Below are 15,916 nucleotides of genomic sequence, written 5' to 3'. Positions count from 1 at the left end.
GAGACGAAGTGTTTCAAGGGCTGGTGTTTTGTCTGAGTTTTCATAAAATGACACAAAATATCAAAATATGGGATTAGCGTTCCGGCGCGTCCCAGGGAGAAAACGATGGCTCATTCCCTGACGCGCGGCGTCTCGCGCCTGGCCCTGGCGGCCGTTCTTGGCCTCTGCGCCCTCCCGGCCTTCGCCGCCGATCGGGTGACGACACCGCTGGCGCAGGGCTGGACCTTCTTCCAGGGCGATCCCGAGGGCGCCGAAACGGCGGCCTTCGACGACAGCGCCTGGAGCAAGGTCTCGGTGCCGCACGACTGGGCGATCAGTGGGCCGTTCGACATCAAGGCCCGCGCCGGCGGAGCGGGCGGCTTCCTGCCCACGGGCATCGGCTGGTACCGCAAGACGCTCGACGTCAAGATGCCCGCGCCGGGCCGCCGGGTCTATGTCGAGCTCGACGGGGTGATGGAGCGCAGCGGCGTCTGGATCAACGGCCACCACCTGGGCCATCGCCCCAGCGGCTACGTGGCCCTGCGCTACGACATCACCGACTTCATCAAGGCCGATGGCCGCAACGTCCTGGCCGTGCGCGCCGACACCGAGCACGCCCCGTCCTCGCGCTGGTACGCGGGCTCGGGCGTCTACGGCAAGGTCCGCCTGATCGAGAGCGCAGCCCAGCACGTCGAGCAGGGCGGGGCCTTTGTCAGCGTCACCAGGATCGCCGCGGGCAAGGCTACGGCCGACATCGCCGTCGACATCGTCAACGACGCCAACGCGGCGGCCAAGGCGGGCCTGGAGGTCGTGCTCCGCGACCCGTCCGGCAAGGAGGTCGCCCGCGGCGCCGTGCCCGCCGTCGCCATCGATCCGGCCCGCACGCAGACCCTCAAGCTGTCGCTCGACATCGCCTCGCCCAGGCGCTGGGACCTGGAGACGCCCAACCTCTACCGCGCCGAGATCCGCGTGGTGGGCGAGGGCGGGGCGGGCCTCGACGCCGAGACCGTGCCCTTCGGCGTGCGCGAGGCCGCCTTCAAGGCCGACAGCGGATTCTGGCTGAACGGCAGGAACATCAAGCTCAAGGGCGTGGCCCTGCACATGGACGGCGGCGCGGTCGGCGCGGCCGTGCCAATGGACGTCTGGCGCCAGCGTCTGGCCGCGCTGAAGGCCCAGGGCGTCAACGCCATCCGCACCGCTCACAATCCCCCGTCGCCCGGGTTCCTCGATCTCTGCGACCAGATGGGCTTCGTGGTCATGGACGAGCTGTTCGACCAGTGGAACGTCTCCAAGACCCCCGGCGACTACCACCTATTCTTCAGCGACTGGCACAAGCGCGACGCCCGCGACATGGTCCGCCGCGACCGCAACCACCCCAGCATCGTGATCTGGAGCGCCGGCAACGAGATCCACGACACGGCCTATCCGGTCCAGGCCAAGGCCGCGCTGACCAGCCTGCTGAACGTCATGCACGCCACCGACCCGACCCGGCCGGTGACCATGGGCCTCTTCCGGCCCAACGTGACCGGCGACTACCAGAACGGCTTCGCCGACATGCTCGACGTGGTCGGCCAGAACTATCGCGAGAACGAGTTGATCGCCGCCCACAAGCAGAACCCGGCCCGGATCATTGTCGGCACCGAGAACAGCAAGACCCGCACCTCGTGGGTCGCCGTGCGCGACTACCCGGCCTATGCCGGCATGTTCCTGTGGACCGGCATCGACTATCTGGGCGAGGCTGATCGCAGCGGCTGGCCCAACATCGACAACCCGGCGGGCATCGTCGACCGCACCGGCGCGCTGAAGATCATCGGCATGCAGCGGGCCTCGTGGTGGGCCGAAAAGCCCGTGCTGCATGTGGTCCGCAACGCCCTGCCGGCCGCGCCGCCGCCGTCGTCCGACGGCGCTGGCCCCGCGCCGGCCCTGCCGACCATGGTCGCCGTCGCCACGCCTGCGCCCAAGGTCGCGATCTTCGACGACTGGACGCCGCAGGACCTGACCCCGCACGAGGAGACCATCGAGGTCTATTCCAACTGCGCCAGCGTCGATGTTTCGCTCAACGGCCGCTGGCTGGGCACCAAGCCGCTGCCGGCCGACGCTTCGCCTCGCCAGTGGGCCGTCACCTTCGCCCCCGGCGAGGTGAAGGCCGCCTGTCGCGATCCGGGCGTCAAGCTCGAGGATACGCTGCGCACCGCCGGCAAGCCGGCTCGCATCGAGCTGACCGCCGAGACCGACAAGGTGGGCGCGGCCTTCGACGACCTGGCCTTCGTCCGCGCACGGGTGGTCGACGCCAAGGGCGTGGTCGTGCCTTCGGCGAGCGACGCCATCACCTTCCAGGTCTCGGGCGCGGGGGCCTTCGTGGCCGCCGACAACGCCGCCCCGACCGATCACACGGCCTTCGCCTCGCCAACCCGCAAGGCCTGGCAGGGCAAGGCCGTGGCCCTGGTGCGCGGGGCGGGCGAGGGGGCTTCGCTGACCATCACCGCCACGGCGCCGGGTCTCACGGCCGGCAAGGTCTCGCTAAAGGCAGTTCAGTGAACATGTTCTGCGACAAAGCGTCACTTTTCGCAGGAAGGGGCTTGAAAACCCAGCTGTTAGCGCTAACTACAACCCCGTGAGGCGCGAGCGCCTCTGCCCTTCCTGGGCGTTTCCTCCCTAATGAACTAAGCCCGGCGGGTAACCGCCGGGCTTCTTTTTTTGCCTATTTGTCCGTCGTGACCCGGAAGACCATCTGGTTCCTGTAGGTCTGGCCCGGATCCAGCCGCACCGGCGCGAACTGCGGCTTGTTGGGCGCGTCGGGGAAGTGCTGCGGCTCCAGCGCGATGCCGTCGCCCTGGCGATAGATCTTGCCGCTCTTGCCGATCGTCGTGCCGTCGATGAAGTTGCCGGCATAGAACTGGATGCCCGGCTGCTCGGTCAGGATCTCCAGCACCCGGCCGCTCTTGGGATCGGCCAGTCTGGCCCCAAGGCGCAAAGCGCCGCCTGACTTGCCCGTCAGCACGTAGTTGTGGTCGTAGCCGCGCCCGGCGACGATCTGGGCGTCGCTGGCGTCGCGGATCTGGTCGCCCACGGCCTTGGGCTTGCGGAAGTCGAACACGGTGCCGGCCACCGGCGTCGTCTCGCCGGTCGGGATCAGCTCGCCGTCGACGGGGCTGTAGCCATCGGCGGGGATGGTCAGCACATTGTCCATGGCGCCGTCGGCCGAGCCCTCGCCGGCGACGTTGAACAGGGCGTGGTTGGTGATGTTGACGATGGTCGGCTTGTCGGTCGTGGCGCCATAGGTGACGGTCAGCTGGTTCTGCTCGTCCAGGGCATAGGTCGCCGTGGCGGTCAGCGTGCCCGGATAGCCCTCCTCGCCGTCCGGGCTGACGTGCTTGAAGGTCACCGAGGCCACCGGGCCGGCCTTGGCCTCGACCACCGTCCAGACCACCTTGTCGAAGCCCTTGACGCCGCCGTGCAGCGCCGCGACGCCGTTGTTGTTCAGCGCCAGCTGGTAGGTCTTGCCGTCGAGGACAAACTTGCCCTTGCCGATGCGGTTGGCGAACCGGCCCACCGAGCCGCCGAAATAGTTGGCCGCCTTCACATATTCGGCCGCGTCCTTGTAGCCGAGCACGATGTCGGCCTTCTTGCCGGTCCGGTCGGGGGCCACCAGGGCCTGCAGGGTCGCGCCATAGGTGATGACGGTGGCGCTGACGCCCTTGGCATTCGTCAGGGTAATGGCCTCGACGGCCTGGCCGTCCGGCGTCTGGCCGAAGGATTTGCGGCTGATCTCGGCGCTCTGGGCGGCCATCGGAGCCATCAGGGGAGCGGCCGCGGCGGCGGCGAACAGGGCAAGGCTCGGCAGGGCGTGGCGCCAGGTCTTCATCGGGTTTCCTCTCAGGCGGGCCGCTCGCGCTCTCTGTCGGCGTTGACGGCCATAGGGTCGCCATATACTCAGACAAAAAATCGCCGCGCAACGTCAAGACGTCGGCGGCTCCACACGGGAGACCCGGGAATGCCCGCACCGATCACCAGCTCCGCCGGGGAAGGCGGCAGCATCCTCGCGGATCCGCGCGCTCAGCGCTCGGCCCTGACGCTGCTGGCCAGCCTCTTCTTCATGTGGGGCTTCATCACGGTCATCAACAACACCCTGCTGCCGCACCTGCGCTCTGTGTTCGACCTCAGCTACACCCAGACGACCCTGATCGAGTCGGTGTGGTTCCTCGCCTACTTCTTCGCCTCGATCCCGTCGGCCAAGCTGATCGAGGCCATCGGCTACAAGAAGTCGATGGTCACCGGCCTCCTGGTCATGGCCGCCGGCGCGCTGCTGATGATCCCGGCCGCGCGGATCCCGTCCTACGGCGTTGTGCTCACGGCTCTGTTCATCATCGCCTCGGGCATCACCCTGCTGCAGGTCGCCGCCAACCCCTATGTGGCCGTGGTCGGCCCGCCGGAGACGGCGTCCTCGCGCCTAAACCTGGTGCAGGCCTTCAATTCGATGGGCACCACCCTGGCGCCGCTGTTCGGCGGTTACCTGATCCTCAGCCGCAGCGCCTCGGGCAACGCCGAAGCGGGCCAAGTCATGACCCAGGCCGAACGCCTGGCCGACGCCCAGTCGGTGCAACTGCCGTACTTCATCGTCGCCGTTGTGCTGGTGATCCTGGCCGTGGTCATCGGTCGCTACAAGCTGCCGGACCTGGGCGGTTCGAGCCGGCGCGCCGCCGCCGAGGACCGCAAGAAGCACTCGCTGCTCAAGCACCGCAACCTGGTGCTCGGCATCCCGGCCATCTTCATCTACCTGATCGCCGAAATCGGCGTCTCCAACCTGTTCATCAACTTCGTCTCCGATCCCAAGATCGGCAACCTGACCCACGCCCAGGCGTCCAACTACCTGTTCCTGCTGTGGGGCGGCATGATGGTCGGTCGCTTCATCGGCAGCTTCTGGATGCGCAAGGTCGATCCGGGCAAGGTGCTGGCCATCTTCTCCAGCCTGGCTTTCGTGGTCATGGTCATCACCGTCTTTGCCAGTGGCCCGGCAGCCATGTGGAGCCTGATCGCCGTGGGCCTGTTCCACTCGATCATGTTCCCGACCATCTTCACCCTGGGCATCAAGGGCCTGGGCGCCCTGACCGAGGAAGGCTCGGGCCTGCTGGTCATGGCCATCGCCGGCGGCGCGCTGGTGGTGGTGCAGGGCATTCTGGCCGACCACTTCGGCCTGCAGATCTCGTTCCTGCTGACCGCCGTCTGCGAACTCTACGTGCTGTTCTACGCCCTGTGGGGCAGCAAGACGACCGTCGAGGAAGAGCCCGTGGCCCTCGAGAGCCAGTCGGCACCGGCCGAGTGATCGGGGAGGGGAGCGGCTCGTCCGTTCCCCAGCCTGTCGCGCAAAAGAGAAGGCCTCGCACCGCAGGGTGCGAGGCCTTCTTGCTTTGTGGGGCCAAAACTACGTCCTTCGACAAGCTCAGGATGAGGTTTCTACTGACCCGCTGCGCTGGAAACGGTCCTCATCCTGAGCTTGTCGAAGGACGGGGACCGCGCAGTGCGTTTCAGAGCGCCTTCACCGCCACGGTGACCTCGGCCGGCGCCGCGTCCTGGGCCAGCGCATTGCGCACCGGCAGGGTGAACGGCGCGGCCTCGATCTCGAACACGTCGCCGAGCTGCGTCTGGAAGCCTTCCGAGAACGACAGGGTGGCCGTGCCGAAGAAGTGCACGTGCACGTCGCCCGGACGGCGGAACAGCGCGTACTTGAAGTGGTGGTGCTCCAGGTTGGCGATGGTGTGGGACATGTTGGCCTCGCCCGACAGGAAGGGCTTTTCCCATACGGTCTCGCCGCCGCGCACGATGCGGCTGGCCCCGCGCACGTCGGCCGGCAGTTCGCCGCTCAAGAGTTCCGGGCCCAGCGCCGCCTGGCGCAGCTTCGAGTGGGCCAGCCACAGGTAGTTGCCGCGTTCGATCACGTGGTCGGAGAACTCGTTGGCCAGGCAGAAGCCCAGGCGATGGGGCGTGCCGTCGGGACCGATCAGGTAGACGCCGGCGATCTCGGGCTCCTCGCCGCCATCCTTGGCGAACGAGGGCGAGGTCAGGGGCTGGCCGGGGCCGACCAGCTGGCTGCCGTCGCCCTTGTAGAACCATTCAGGCTGCACGCCTTCCTGGCCGGCGGCGGGCTTGCCGCCCTCGACGCCCATCAGGAACATCCGCATGGAGTCGGTCAGGTTCTCGCCACTCTGGGCGGCCTTGTGCATCTTGTCGCGACCCTCGGCCGAGCCCAGGTGGGTCAGGCCGGTGCCGGTCAGGATCATGTGGGCCGGGTCGACATGGTCGATCGGGGCCAGCACCCGGCCTTCGGCCAGGGCGGCGGCGACGTCGATCGTCTCACCCAGCGGCTGGGCGGCGTCGGTCAGGCTGACGCCCTTGTCGATGGCCAGCTGGCCCAGGGCGTAAAGGGTGTCGGCGGATCCGACCTTGCGGGCCGCGCCCGTTTCGTCCACCGCCGCCAGGGCGCGGGCGCCGTCGGGCGTCTTCAGTTGAACGAACCGCAGGGACATGGGTGGATCCTCTCGTCTATAATTAGTCAGACAAATAGCGATCGACACGGGCCTGTCAAACCCGGATCGTCAGGGTTCGCGTGGTCTTCAACGGGCAGGGCAGAGCGCTCTCGAGAACCGCGTGATCCCTTCTATCGCCTGATTTATCATACTTTTAAGCGCGACCTGGGCGGCGTCTTCGGGCTCGCCGGGCGGTGAATTTCCTTGTCGTCAGACAATTAGTCTCGCTAGAGTCGCCGCGTGAACCGGCGGCGAGGCTGCGCGGTGATTTGTGGAGGCGGCGTGGTCAAGGGCAAGGGTAGCGGCGCGGACGGCGAGTTCGAGCGCGAGGAAGGCTTTTCCGGCCGCATCCACGGATCGATCGCCCGCACGCTCGGCATCGCCATCGTCTCGGGCCAGTACGCCCCGGGCGACGTGCTCAACAACGAGATCGACGCCAGCGAGAAGCTGCACGTCTCGCGCAGCGCCTATCGCGAAGCCATCCGCATTCTGGCCGCCAAGGGACTGGTCGAAAGCCGTCCCAAGGCCGGCACCCGCGTCAGCCCGCGCTCGCGCTGGAGCCTGCTGGACCCTGAGGTCCTGGCCTGGTTCTTCGAGGCCGAGCCCAGCGAGGAGTTCCTGACCAGCCTGCACGAGCTGCGGATGATCGTCGAACCCTCGGCCGCGGCCCTGGCCGCCGAGCGCCGCAACGACGAGCAGCTCGAGCGGATGCGCGCGGCCCTGATCCAGATGCAGCAGCACACCCTGGCCACCGAGGCCGGCCGCGCGGCCGACCGCGACTTCCACGACACCGTGCTGGAAGCCACCGACAACGAGCCGCTGCGCACCCTGTCCAGCAGCATCGGCGCGGCCGTGCGCTGGACCACGATCTTCAAGCAGCGCGACCGCGAACTGGCCCGCGATCCGATCCCCGACCACTGGAAAGTCTTCGACGCCATCGCCGCCAGCCGCCCCGACCAGGCCCGCCAGGCCATGGAGCGCCTCGTCGGCCTGGCCCAGGACGACACCCGCGCCGCCATCGCGCGACGGAGCGGCGGGGCGGTTTAGGAAATCCTCCCCCTGAAGGGGGAGGTGGCCCGAAGGGCCGGAGGAGGGCGTTCTCAGCCGCCGCAACGCCTGACGATTTCCAAATCATCCGACAAGGCCGCGCCATCGCACGCCCCACTATGTCTTTGTATTGCAGGCCCGTCCCGTCTACGCGGCTCGATTGACGCTCCTCGCCCACAAGTATACTCAGACAAATAACAAGGGGCCTCCGTCGCGTCGTTAGCGCCGGAATGCGCGCCTGTCCGAGCCGGCGTCGCGCGCACGGCGAGCCAAGGGAGAAACGACGTGAATTCCAAGATGCTCAAGCACGCCCTGATGGGCGGCGTCGCCGCGGCCCTGCTGATGGCCGGCGGCGCGGTCGCCCAGACCAAGGTCAGCGGGACCCTGCGCGCCGACCAGCCCGGCGCGGTGATCCAGCCGGAAGTCTACGGCCAGTTCGCCGAGCACCTGGGCCGGGGCATCTACGAAGGCGTCTGGGTCGGCGAGGACAGCAAGATCCCCAACGTCAAAGGCTACCGCAAGGACGTGGTCGACGCCCTGAAAGCCCTGAAGGTGCCGGTGGTGCGCTGGCCGGGCGGCTGCTTCGCCGACGACTATCACTGGCGCGAGGGGATCGGCCCGCGCGACAAGCGTCCCGTCAAGGTCAACGTCATGTGGGGCGGCGTCGAGGAGCCCAACACCTTCGGCACCCACGAGTTCATGGACTTCGCCGAGCTGATCGGCACCAAGACCTACGTCGCCGGCAATGTCGGCACCGGCACCCCGCAGGAGATGTCGGAGTGGGTCGAGTACCTGACCTCGCCGACCAATTCCTCGATCGCCAACATGCGCCGCGCCAACGGCCGCGACAAACCCTGGAAGGTCGACTACTTCGGCGTCGGCAACGAGAACTGGGGCTGCGGTGGCCAGATGACGGCCGAGCACTACACCAACCTCTATCGCAACTTCGCCGAGTTCGTCCGCGCCCCGCGCGGCAATCGCCCGGTGAAGGTCGCCGCCGGCCCCAACGCTGAGGACTACAACTGGACCGAGGTCCTGATGAAGGGCGCGGCCAAGAACATGAACGCGCTCAGCCTGCACTACTACGTGATCCCGACCGGCAACTGGACCAAGAAGGGTTCGGCCACCGTGTTCGACGAGCAGGGCTGGGGCGACACCATGGTCCAGGCCCTGAAGATGGAAGAGCTGGTCACCAAGCACAGCGCGGTGATGGACAAGTACGACCCCGAAAAGAAGGTCGGCCTCTATGTCGACGAATGGGGCGTCTGGTACGACGTCGAGCCGGGCACCGAGCCGGGCTTCCTCTACCAGCAGAACACCATGCGCGACGCCGTGGTGGCCGCCGCGACGCTGAACATCTTCCACAAGCACGCCGACCGGGTGCGGCTGGCCGCAATCGCCCAGATGGTCAACGTGCTGCAGGCGATGATCCTGACCGACAAGGACAAGATGGTCCTGACGCCCACCTACTGGGTGTTCGACCTCTATAAGCCGTTCCAAGGGGCGACATATCTGCCGGTCGAGATCGACACCCCGCAATACGTCGTCGGCAAGTCGTCGGTTCCGGCCGTGACCGCCTCGGCGGGCAAGGGGACGGACGGCGCCGTGTACGTGGCGCTGGTCAACCTCGACCCCAACAAGTCGGCCACCGTCACCGTCAAGCTCGCCGGTTCGACCGCCAAGACCGCCAAGGGGCGGGTGCTCACGGGTCCTGAAATGGCCTCGCGCAACACCTTCGAGAAGCCCGACGCGGTCAAGCCGGCCGAGTTCAAGGGCGCGACCATCAAGGGCGACACCCTGACGGCCACCCTGCCGGCCAAGTCGGTGGTGGTGCTGGACCTGAACTGAGGTTTCAGGGCCTGAAATGGTAAAGGGCGCCGGCTTCTGCCGGCGCCCTTTCTTGTTTCCCGGCTACAAGTGCCGTCATCCCGGCCGAAGCGCGCAGCGCGTAGAGCCGGGACCCAGGGGACTGGGGACTACGGAAGGTTCGTCGGACCGCGCGGCTCGGCCGGCTGGGCCGGAGCGGCCGGGACCACCGGAGCTGGAACCACCGGAGCCGGCGCCGTCGGATCGGCCGGCGCCTCGCCCTCGACCGGCATGGCTTCGGGGGGCAGCGGCAGGCCGTCCGGCCCCAGGATCGGTTCGGCCAGGCTGGCGTCCTCGGCGGCGCTGAGCGCGTCGTCCTCGACCGGCTTGGGCGCGCCGCCGGTGGCCGACAGGGCGAAGGCCTTCCAGATCTTGGCCGGCAGGCCGCCGCCGACCACGCCGTTCATGGCGCTGTTGTCGTCGTTGCCGACCCAGACGCCGATGACGAGATCGCCGACATAGCCGACGAAGATCGCGTCGCGATAACCCTGCGTCGTGCCGGTCTTGCCGAAGGCGCCGGGGATGGCGGCCTCGACGCCGGTGCCGCGATGCACGGCCGAGCGCAGCAGGTCGCGCATGCCGGCCAGCTCCGTCTTCGACAGGGCGCGGGCCTTCTTCGGGGCCTTCCAGTCGGCCAGGCCGTGCGGCGTCACGGGGGTCTCGCCGGCGGCGATGGCGGCGTAGGCGCCGGTCAGTTGCACCAGGCTCATTGGGCCGGTGCCCAGCGCCAGGGTCAGGTCGTCGGGGATCGGCTCGGTGACGCCGAGGTCCCGGGCGGTGTCGACGATGGCCTTGCGACCGACCTGCTGGGCCAGGCGCACGGCCGCGACGTTGGACGAGCCGGCGAAGGCGGTGATCAGCGGCACTTCGCGGCCGGCGTATTTGCCCTCGTGGTTCTTCGGGCTCCAGCCGCGCACGTCGACCGGCGCGTCGAGAATCGGCGAGGTCGGGGTCATGCCCTGGCGGATGGCGGCCAGGTAGACGAACAGCTTGAAGGCGCTGCCCGGCTGGCGGCCGGCGTCGGCGCGGTTGAACTGGCTGGTCTTGTAATCGCGGCCGCCGACCATGGCCACGACGCTGCCGTCGGTGCGCATGGCGACCAGCGCGCCCTGGGTCACGTTCAGCACCTTGCCGTCGCGAGCGATGGCGTCGTTGAGGATCTTCTCGGCCTTGGCCTGCAGCTTGGCGTCCAGCGTCGTCTTGACGATGGTCTCGCCGTAGCGGGCGTCATAGGCGGCGCGGGCCTGCGGGAACACCCAGTCGGCGAAGTAGGAGCCGGTCGGCAGCTTCTCGCGCTCGGGGATCGGATGCATGTCGCGCTTGGCCTGGTCGGCCTGGGCTTGCGTGATCACTTCGGTCTCGACCATGGCGCCCAGCACCACGTCCATCCGTTCACGGGCACCCTCGAAGTTCTCGGTGGGCGCCAGGCGCGAGGGGGCCTTGACCATGCCGGCCAGCATGGCGGCCTGGCCGACTGACAGCTTCTCGGGCGTGGTGTCGAAATAGTGCCGGGCCGCGGCGCGCAGGCCGAAGGCGCCTTCGCCGAAATAGACCGCCGACAGATAGCGCGACAGGATCTCTTCCTTCGAGAGCCGCGCTTCCAGCCACAGGGCGATCAGGGCCTCTTGCGCCTTGCGCCGCAGGTTGCGGTCGCTGCTCAGGAAGGCGTTCTTGGCCAACTGCTGGGTGATGGTCGAGCCGCCCTCGGAGACGCCGCCGGCCTTGGCGTTTGCGCCCAGAGCCCGGGCGATGGCCTTCGGGTCGATGCCCATGTGCTTGTAGAAGCGCCGGTCCTCGATCGCGATGAAGGCGCCGGGCACATAGGCCGGCAGCTTGGCGGCCTCGATCGGGGCTTCCTTGTAGGAGCCGCGACGGGCGATCGGCGAGCCGTCCGACGCCAGCAGCACCATGGTCGGATTGTTGGCCGGCTCCAGCGCTCGGCCCAGCGGCAGCGACCACAGGAGCCAGGTCACGACCGCCACGATGGCCAGCACCACGATGCCGGCGCCGATCTGCCAGGGACGCTGTTTCCAGATCGGAACCCGCTTGGGTTTCACCGGCTCGTCGGCCGCGCTCGCCGGCGCCTCGGGTGCGGCCTCGACCACGATTTCGGTGGCCTTGTCTTCGGCGTCGTCGGGACCGGTTTGCGGAGCGGCGGGATCGGACATGCGCGATGGGACTCGAAAAGGACGCCGAGGGAGACGAGGCGCGTCAATACCACAGGCGAAGCGACCGCCCAGCCCACAAGCTCTATTTGGGGAAACGCCGGTTCAGGCCGGAGCGCTCCGCCGCTTTTCGAGCAGCAGCAGCGTCAGGGCGGCCAGGAAGCCGAACACCAGCAGCAGGGCCGACAGCTGGTGGGCCTTGTCCCATTCCAGGCTCTCGACCAGGCGATAGATCTCGATCGACAGCACCTGGGTCTCGCCCGGAATGCCGCCGCCGAGCATCATCACGACCCCGAACTCGCCGATCGTGTGGGCGAAGGCCAGCAGGGCGGCGACCGCGTAGCCGGGCAGGGCCAGGGGCAGGGCGACGCGGGCGAAGATGTCGGCTTTGCCCGCGCCCAATGTCGCGGCGACCTCCAGCGGCTCGTCGCCGATGGCCAGGAAGGCGTTGCGCAGCGGCTGCACGGCGAAGGGCAGGGAATAGACCAGCGAGCCGATCACCAGCCCCTCGAAGGTGAAGGCCAGGGTGCGGACGCCCACGGGGCGCAGCAGCGCCATCAACGGGCTTTCGGGACCGAGCGCGATCAGCAGATAGAAGCCCAACACCGTCGGCGGCAGCACGATCGGCAGGGCGACCAGCGCGCCCACGAACGGCTTCAGCGGCGAGCGCCCACGCGCCAGCCACCAGGCCAGCGGCGTGGCCAGCAGCAGCAGCAGTACGGTGGTCACCGTCGCCAGCTTCAGGGTTAGCCAGACGGCCTCGACCATGGCGGTCAGCGCACCTCGTAGCCGTAGCGACGGATGATCGCCTTGGCCTCGCGGCCCTTCAGGAAGGCCAGGAAGGCCTTGGCCGCGTCGCTGTTCGAGCCCGTCTTCAGCAGCACGGCCTGTTGGTCGATGGGCGTGTGATAGGTCTTGGGCACGACCCAGCGCGAGCCGCCCTTGTCGTTGACGACCTGCGACAGGGCCACGAAGCCCAGCTCGGCCGCGCCGGTCTGGACGTACTGGTAGGCCTGGGTGATCGACGAGCCGGTGACGATCCTGGGCTTGAGGCCGTCGTAGAGCTTCAGCCTGGTCAGGGTTTCGACCGCCGCCAGGCCATAGGGCGCGGCCTTCGGATCGGCGATGGACAGCTTCTCGAACCTGCCCTTGGCCAGCACGGCGCCCTGGCTGTCGATCAGGCCGGGCGTCTTGCTCCAGAGAACGAGACGGCCAGTGGCGTAGGTGAAGCGCGAGCCGGGCACGGCCAGGCCGTCGGTCTCGGCCTTCTGCGGGCGCTCCACGTCGGCCGACAGGAATACCTCGTAGGGCGCGCCATTGGCGATCTGGGCGTAGAACTGGCCCGACGAGCCGAAGCTCAAGGTTGCCTTGTGGCCCGTCGCCTTCTCGAACTGGGCGGCGATGGCCTTGGCCGGCTCGGTGAAGTTGGCGGCCACGGCCACCTTGGTCTCGCCCGCGAAGGCCGCGCCGGCGGCCATCGACAGCGCCGCGGCGAGGGCGGCGGCGATCAGGGGGCGGCGGGCGAAGGACATCGGCGGCTCGTGTCAGACGGATATGTAGGATGAGTTCATAACGAGCTTTGGGGTGCTGTCAGGCTGTTTTTTCGCGCGCCCCCGGGCGACAAGCGATCGAACGGAGTCGGAAGGAACATCGATGAGCGCAGCGGGCGATCTCAGCGCCAGTCTGATCCTGCGGCGCGGCGCCTTGGCCCGCGTGGGCCTGGAGCGCATCGCCCTGGTCGAGGCCGTGGCCGAGCTCGGCTCGATCAGCGCCGCCGCCAAGCGTCTGGACCTGTCCTACAAGGGCGCCTGGGACGCGGTGCAGGCGCTGAACAACCTGTTCGACGCGCCGCTGATCGCCGCCGGGGCTGGCGGGCGCTCGGGCGGCGGGGCGCAGGTCACGCCGCGTGGCCATGCGGTCGTGCGGGCCTTCCGCGACATGGAGCGCGAGGTCGGGGCGGCGCTGGCGCGCCTGGAGGCGGGTCTTGCCGCCGAGACCGGGGAGGATCTCTTCTGGAGTCTGGGCTTGCGCACCAGCGCCCGCAACGCCTTGCGCGGGACGGTCGTCGCCTTGACGCCTTCGGGCGTGACGGTCGAGGTTCGGCTGGCGATTGGCGGCGGGGTGGAGATCGCCTCGGTCATCACCCGCCGCAGCGCCGAGGAACTGGCTCTGGCCGTCGGCAGGCCGGCCGTGGCGCTGATCAAGTCGAGCTTCGTTCGCCTGGCCATGGAGCCGCCGACCGAGGCGGGCGGCAACCTGCTGACCGGACAGGTCCTCGACCGTGAAGACGGCGAGACCGCCAGCGAGCTCGTGGTCGGCTTGGCCGAGGGCAAGACCCTGGTCGCCACGGTCACGAGCGCGGTCGCCGCCGACCTGGAGCCCGGCGTGTCGGTGCATGCCGTGATCGCCCCCTCCGACATCATCCTGGCGGTCGACTAGCGGGGCGACGCGCTAGGTCGCAGGGCTTTGGGCGTGCACGTGCTCTAGCAATACGCAGCGGCGCCCGCGGATTGAGCGGAACCGTGTTCGAGCGTGACCATGGCCGCAAAACGCTCCCCCGAGGCGTTCATGGTCCTTAGGGCGTTGGGCATGCGCGTTCTCGTCATTGATCCGGATCCTGCCCGGGCCGCCCTGGTGGCGGAAGGGCTCGAGGGCGTGCACCCGCTGGAGGTGCGCCGGTCGGCCCGCTTCGACGAGCGCGAGGCGGCCGAGTTCGCGCCCGACGTCGTGGTCATCGCCGCCGAAAGCCCCGATCGGGACACGCTGGAAAGCCTGCGCGAAGCCAGCCAGTCCAATCCGCGCCCCGTCGTGATGTTCGTCGATCGCTCCGAGCCGGGCCTTGCCGAACAGGCCGTGCGCGCCGGCGTCGCCGCCTACGTGGTCGACGGCCTGGCGCCGGCCCGCGTCCGTCCGATCCTCGACGTGGCCATGAGCCGCTTCGCCTTGACCCAGCAGCTGCGAGGCGATCTGGCCAAGGTGAAGGCCGACCTGGAGGCCCGCAAGACGGTCGAGCGGGCCAAGGGCCTTCTGATGAAGGAGCGCGGGCTGGACGAGGACGGCGCCTATCGCCTGCTGCGCAAGCTGGCCATGGACCGGGGCAAGCCGATCGGGGCAGTGGCCGCCGACCTGCTGGCCTTTGCGGGGGTATTGAAGGGAGACGCCTCTTGAGCGGCCTGGCCGACCTGAAGCTGGGCTTCATCCCGCTGACCGATTGCGCGCCGCTGGTGGTGGCCAAGTCCCTGGGCTTCTTCGCGGAGGAGGGTCTCGACGTCTCGCTGAGCCGCGAGGCTTCGTGGGCGACCATCCGCGACAAGGTCGCCGTGGGAGCGCTCGACGGCGCCCACATGCTGGCGCCGATGGCTCTGGCCGCCGCGGCCGGGGCTTCAGGCGGGCTGACGCTGGACGTCGGCCCGTCGCTGATCGCGCCCATGGCCCTGAACCGCAACGGCAGCGCCATCACGGTGTCCAGGTCGCTGGCCGGCGCGATGCGCGCCGCCGATCCGCAGGCCATGGCCGAGCAGCCTGTCTCGGCGCGGGCCCTGGCGAAGGTGATCGCCGAAAGGGCGGGGCAGGGGGCGGCGCCGCTGACCTTCGCCGTCGTCTTCTCGTATTCGATGCACAATTACGAGCTGCGCTATTGGCTGGCGCAGGCGGGAATCGATCCCGACAAGGACGTGCGCCTGGTGGTCACCCCGCCGCCGCGCATGGTCGAGCAGATGCGCGCGGGCGAGATCGACGGCTTCTGCGTCGGCGCGCCCTGGAACGCCGTGGCCGAGCGCGAGGGGCTGGGCGAGATCGTCATCACCGCCTCGGCCTTCTGGCCGGGCGGTCCCGACAAGGTGTTCGGCGTCACCGAGGCCTGGGCCCACCACTATCCCGACGAACTGCGCGCCGCGCTGCGGGCGCTGATCCGCGCCTCGGCCTGGGCCGACGAAACGACCAACCGTGAAGACCTGATCGCCTTGCTGGCGCGGCCCGAGCATGTCGGCGTCGCGCCCGAGGCCCTGGCCCGCGCCCTGACCGACGAGATCGTCTTCCATCGCGGCGCGGCCGGCGTGCCCCGCCGAGAGCACGCCCTGTGGTTCCTGTCGCAGATGGTGCGATGGGGGCAGGTCTCGGCCGGTGCGGACCTCGAGGCGGCCGCCGACGCCGTCTATCGCCCGGACATGTTCCGCGCCGCCGCCCTGTCGGCCGGGCCTATGCTCGATCCGGCCCAGGTCTTCGCGGACACGCCGGGCGAACTGGCGCCTCTGTTTGCCGGTCCTGCGTTTGATTCCGAGCGTGCGGGGCCTTACGCCGCCGCGTTCTCGATCGGTCGTGCGCGCGCCTGACCGG

The 15,916-nt window shown here is 68.8% G+C and carries 12 protein-coding genes; 7 read left to right on the top strand and 5 right to left on the bottom strand.

Annotated elements, in window-relative coordinates; all coding sequences use genetic code 11:
- The first annotated feature begins 105 nt into the window (after positions 1-105).
- Positions 106-2,517 carry a glycoside hydrolase family 2 TIM barrel-domain containing protein gene (locus tag ACODR1_RS11000; RefSeq protein WP_488880474.1) on the top strand — a complete coding sequence of 804 codons (2,412 nt, stop codon included), beginning with the start codon at positions 106-108 and terminating at the stop codon, positions 2,515-2,517.
- A 163-nt stretch (positions 2,518-2,680) separates the two neighbouring features.
- On the opposite strand, the gene ACODR1_RS10995 is transcribed toward ACODR1_RS11000, so the two are convergent.
- Entirely contained in the window at positions 2,681-3,844 is a 1,164-nt protein-coding gene (locus tag ACODR1_RS10995; protein WP_488880473.1) for an aldose epimerase family protein, read from the bottom strand.
- Between the two features lie 129 nt (positions 3,845-3,973).
- Between ACODR1_RS10995 and ACODR1_RS10990 the strand changes: the two genes are divergently transcribed.
- A complete protein-coding gene (locus ACODR1_RS10990) occupies positions 3,974-5,302 on the top strand; it encodes a sugar MFS transporter (RefSeq protein WP_488880472.1) in 1,329 nt (442 codons plus the stop codon).
- A 202-nt stretch (positions 5,303-5,504) separates the two neighbouring features.
- Here ACODR1_RS10990 and araD1 read toward each other — a convergent pair whose 3' ends face one another.
- Entirely contained in the window at positions 5,505-6,503 is a 999-nt protein-coding gene (gene araD1, locus ACODR1_RS10985) for an AraD1 family protein (protein WP_488880471.1), read from the bottom strand.
- 282 nt (positions 6,504-6,785) lie between these two features.
- On the opposite strand from araD1, the gene ACODR1_RS10980 reads away from it, so the two are divergent.
- Entirely contained in the window at positions 6,786-7,550 is a 765-nt protein-coding gene (locus ACODR1_RS10980; RefSeq protein WP_116491683.1) for a FadR/GntR family transcriptional regulator, read from the top strand.
- A 297-nt stretch (positions 7,551-7,847) separates the two neighbouring features.
- Positions 7,848-9,398, top strand: a complete 1,551-nt coding sequence (locus ACODR1_RS10975; RefSeq protein ID WP_488880562.1) for an alpha-N-arabinofuranosidase — start codon at positions 7,848-7,850, stop codon at positions 9,396-9,398.
- 128 nt (positions 9,399-9,526) lie between these two features.
- Here ACODR1_RS10975 and ACODR1_RS10970 read toward each other — a convergent pair whose 3' ends face one another.
- The 3 genes from ACODR1_RS10970 to modA all read right to left on the bottom strand — a co-directional run bounded on the left by ACODR1_RS10970 (position 9,527) and on the right by modA (position 13,113).
- Entirely contained in the window at positions 9,527-11,584 is a 2,058-nt protein-coding gene (locus ACODR1_RS10970) for a transglycosylase domain-containing protein (RefSeq protein WP_488880470.1), read from the bottom strand.
- A 102-nt stretch (positions 11,585-11,686) separates the two neighbouring features.
- Positions 11,687-12,349, bottom strand: a complete 663-nt coding sequence (modB, locus tag ACODR1_RS10965; RefSeq protein ID WP_488880469.1) for a molybdate ABC transporter permease subunit — start codon at positions 12,347-12,349, stop codon at positions 11,687-11,689.
- A 5-nt stretch (positions 12,350-12,354) separates the two neighbouring features.
- Entirely contained in the window at positions 12,355-13,113 is a 759-nt protein-coding gene (modA, locus tag ACODR1_RS10960) for a molybdate ABC transporter substrate-binding protein (protein ID WP_488880468.1), read from the bottom strand.
- Positions 13,114-13,234: 121 nt separating this feature from the next.
- Here modA and ACODR1_RS10955 point away from each other — a divergent pair, with 121 nt between their 5' ends.
- The 3 genes from ACODR1_RS10955 to ACODR1_RS10945 all read left to right on the top strand — a co-directional run bounded on the left by ACODR1_RS10955 (position 13,235) and on the right by ACODR1_RS10945 (position 15,912).
- Positions 13,235-14,020 carry a TOBE domain-containing protein gene (locus ACODR1_RS10955; RefSeq protein ID WP_488880467.1) on the top strand — a complete coding sequence of 262 codons (786 nt, stop codon included), beginning with the start codon at positions 13,235-13,237 and terminating at the stop codon, positions 14,018-14,020.
- 150 nt (positions 14,021-14,170) lie between these two features.
- Positions 14,171-14,749, top strand: a complete 579-nt coding sequence (locus ACODR1_RS10950) for an ANTAR domain-containing response regulator (RefSeq protein WP_058350363.1) — start codon at positions 14,171-14,173, stop codon at positions 14,747-14,749.
- A complete protein-coding gene (locus ACODR1_RS10945; RefSeq protein WP_488880466.1) occupies positions 14,746-15,912 on the top strand; it encodes a CmpA/NrtA family ABC transporter substrate-binding protein in 1,167 nt (388 codons plus the stop codon). The genes ACODR1_RS10950 and ACODR1_RS10945 overlap by 4 nt, the downstream gene beginning before the upstream one ends.
- Positions 15,913-15,916: the final 4 nt, after the last annotated feature.

The organism is Caulobacter sp. FG7, assembly GCF_057808875.1.
This window is presented reverse-complemented; position numbering and strand designations above follow the sequence as displayed.

Bases quoted from the DNA above. Each gene is read 5' to 3' on its own strand.
- modB (WP_488880469.1), bottom strand. From the start codon at position 12,349: ATGGTCGAGGCCGTCTGGCTAACCCTGAAGCTGGCGACGGTGACCACC.
- ACODR1_RS10970 (WP_488880470.1), bottom strand. From the start codon at position 11,584: ATGTCCGATCCCGCCGCTCCGCAAACCGGTCCCGACGACGCCGAAGAC.
- ACODR1_RS10950 (WP_058350363.1), top strand. From the start codon at position 14,171: ATGCGCGTTCTCGTCATTGATCCGGATCCTGCCCGGGCCGCCCTGGTG.
- ACODR1_RS10975 (WP_488880562.1), top strand. From the start codon at position 7,848: ATGCTCAAGCACGCCCTGATGGGCGGCGTCGCCGCGGCCCTGCTGATG.
- araD1 (WP_488880471.1), bottom strand. From the start codon at position 6,503: ATGTCCCTGCGGTTCGTTCAACTGAAGACGCCCGACGGCGCCCGCGCC.
- modA (WP_488880468.1), bottom strand. From the start codon at position 13,113: ATGTCCTTCGCCCGCCGCCCCCTGATCGCCGCCGCCCTCGCCGCGGCG.
- ACODR1_RS10990 (WP_488880472.1), top strand. From the start codon at position 3,974: ATGCCCGCACCGATCACCAGCTCCGCCGGGGAAGGCGGCAGCATCCTC.
- ACODR1_RS10955 (WP_488880467.1), top strand. From the start codon at position 13,235: ATGAGCGCAGCGGGCGATCTCAGCGCCAGTCTGATCCTGCGGCGCGGC.
- ACODR1_RS11000 (WP_488880474.1), top strand. From the start codon at position 106: ATGGCTCATTCCCTGACGCGCGGCGTCTCGCGCCTGGCCCTGGCGGCC.
- ACODR1_RS10995 (WP_488880473.1), bottom strand. From the start codon at position 3,844: ATGAAGACCTGGCGCCACGCCCTGCCGAGCCTTGCCCTGTTCGCCGCC.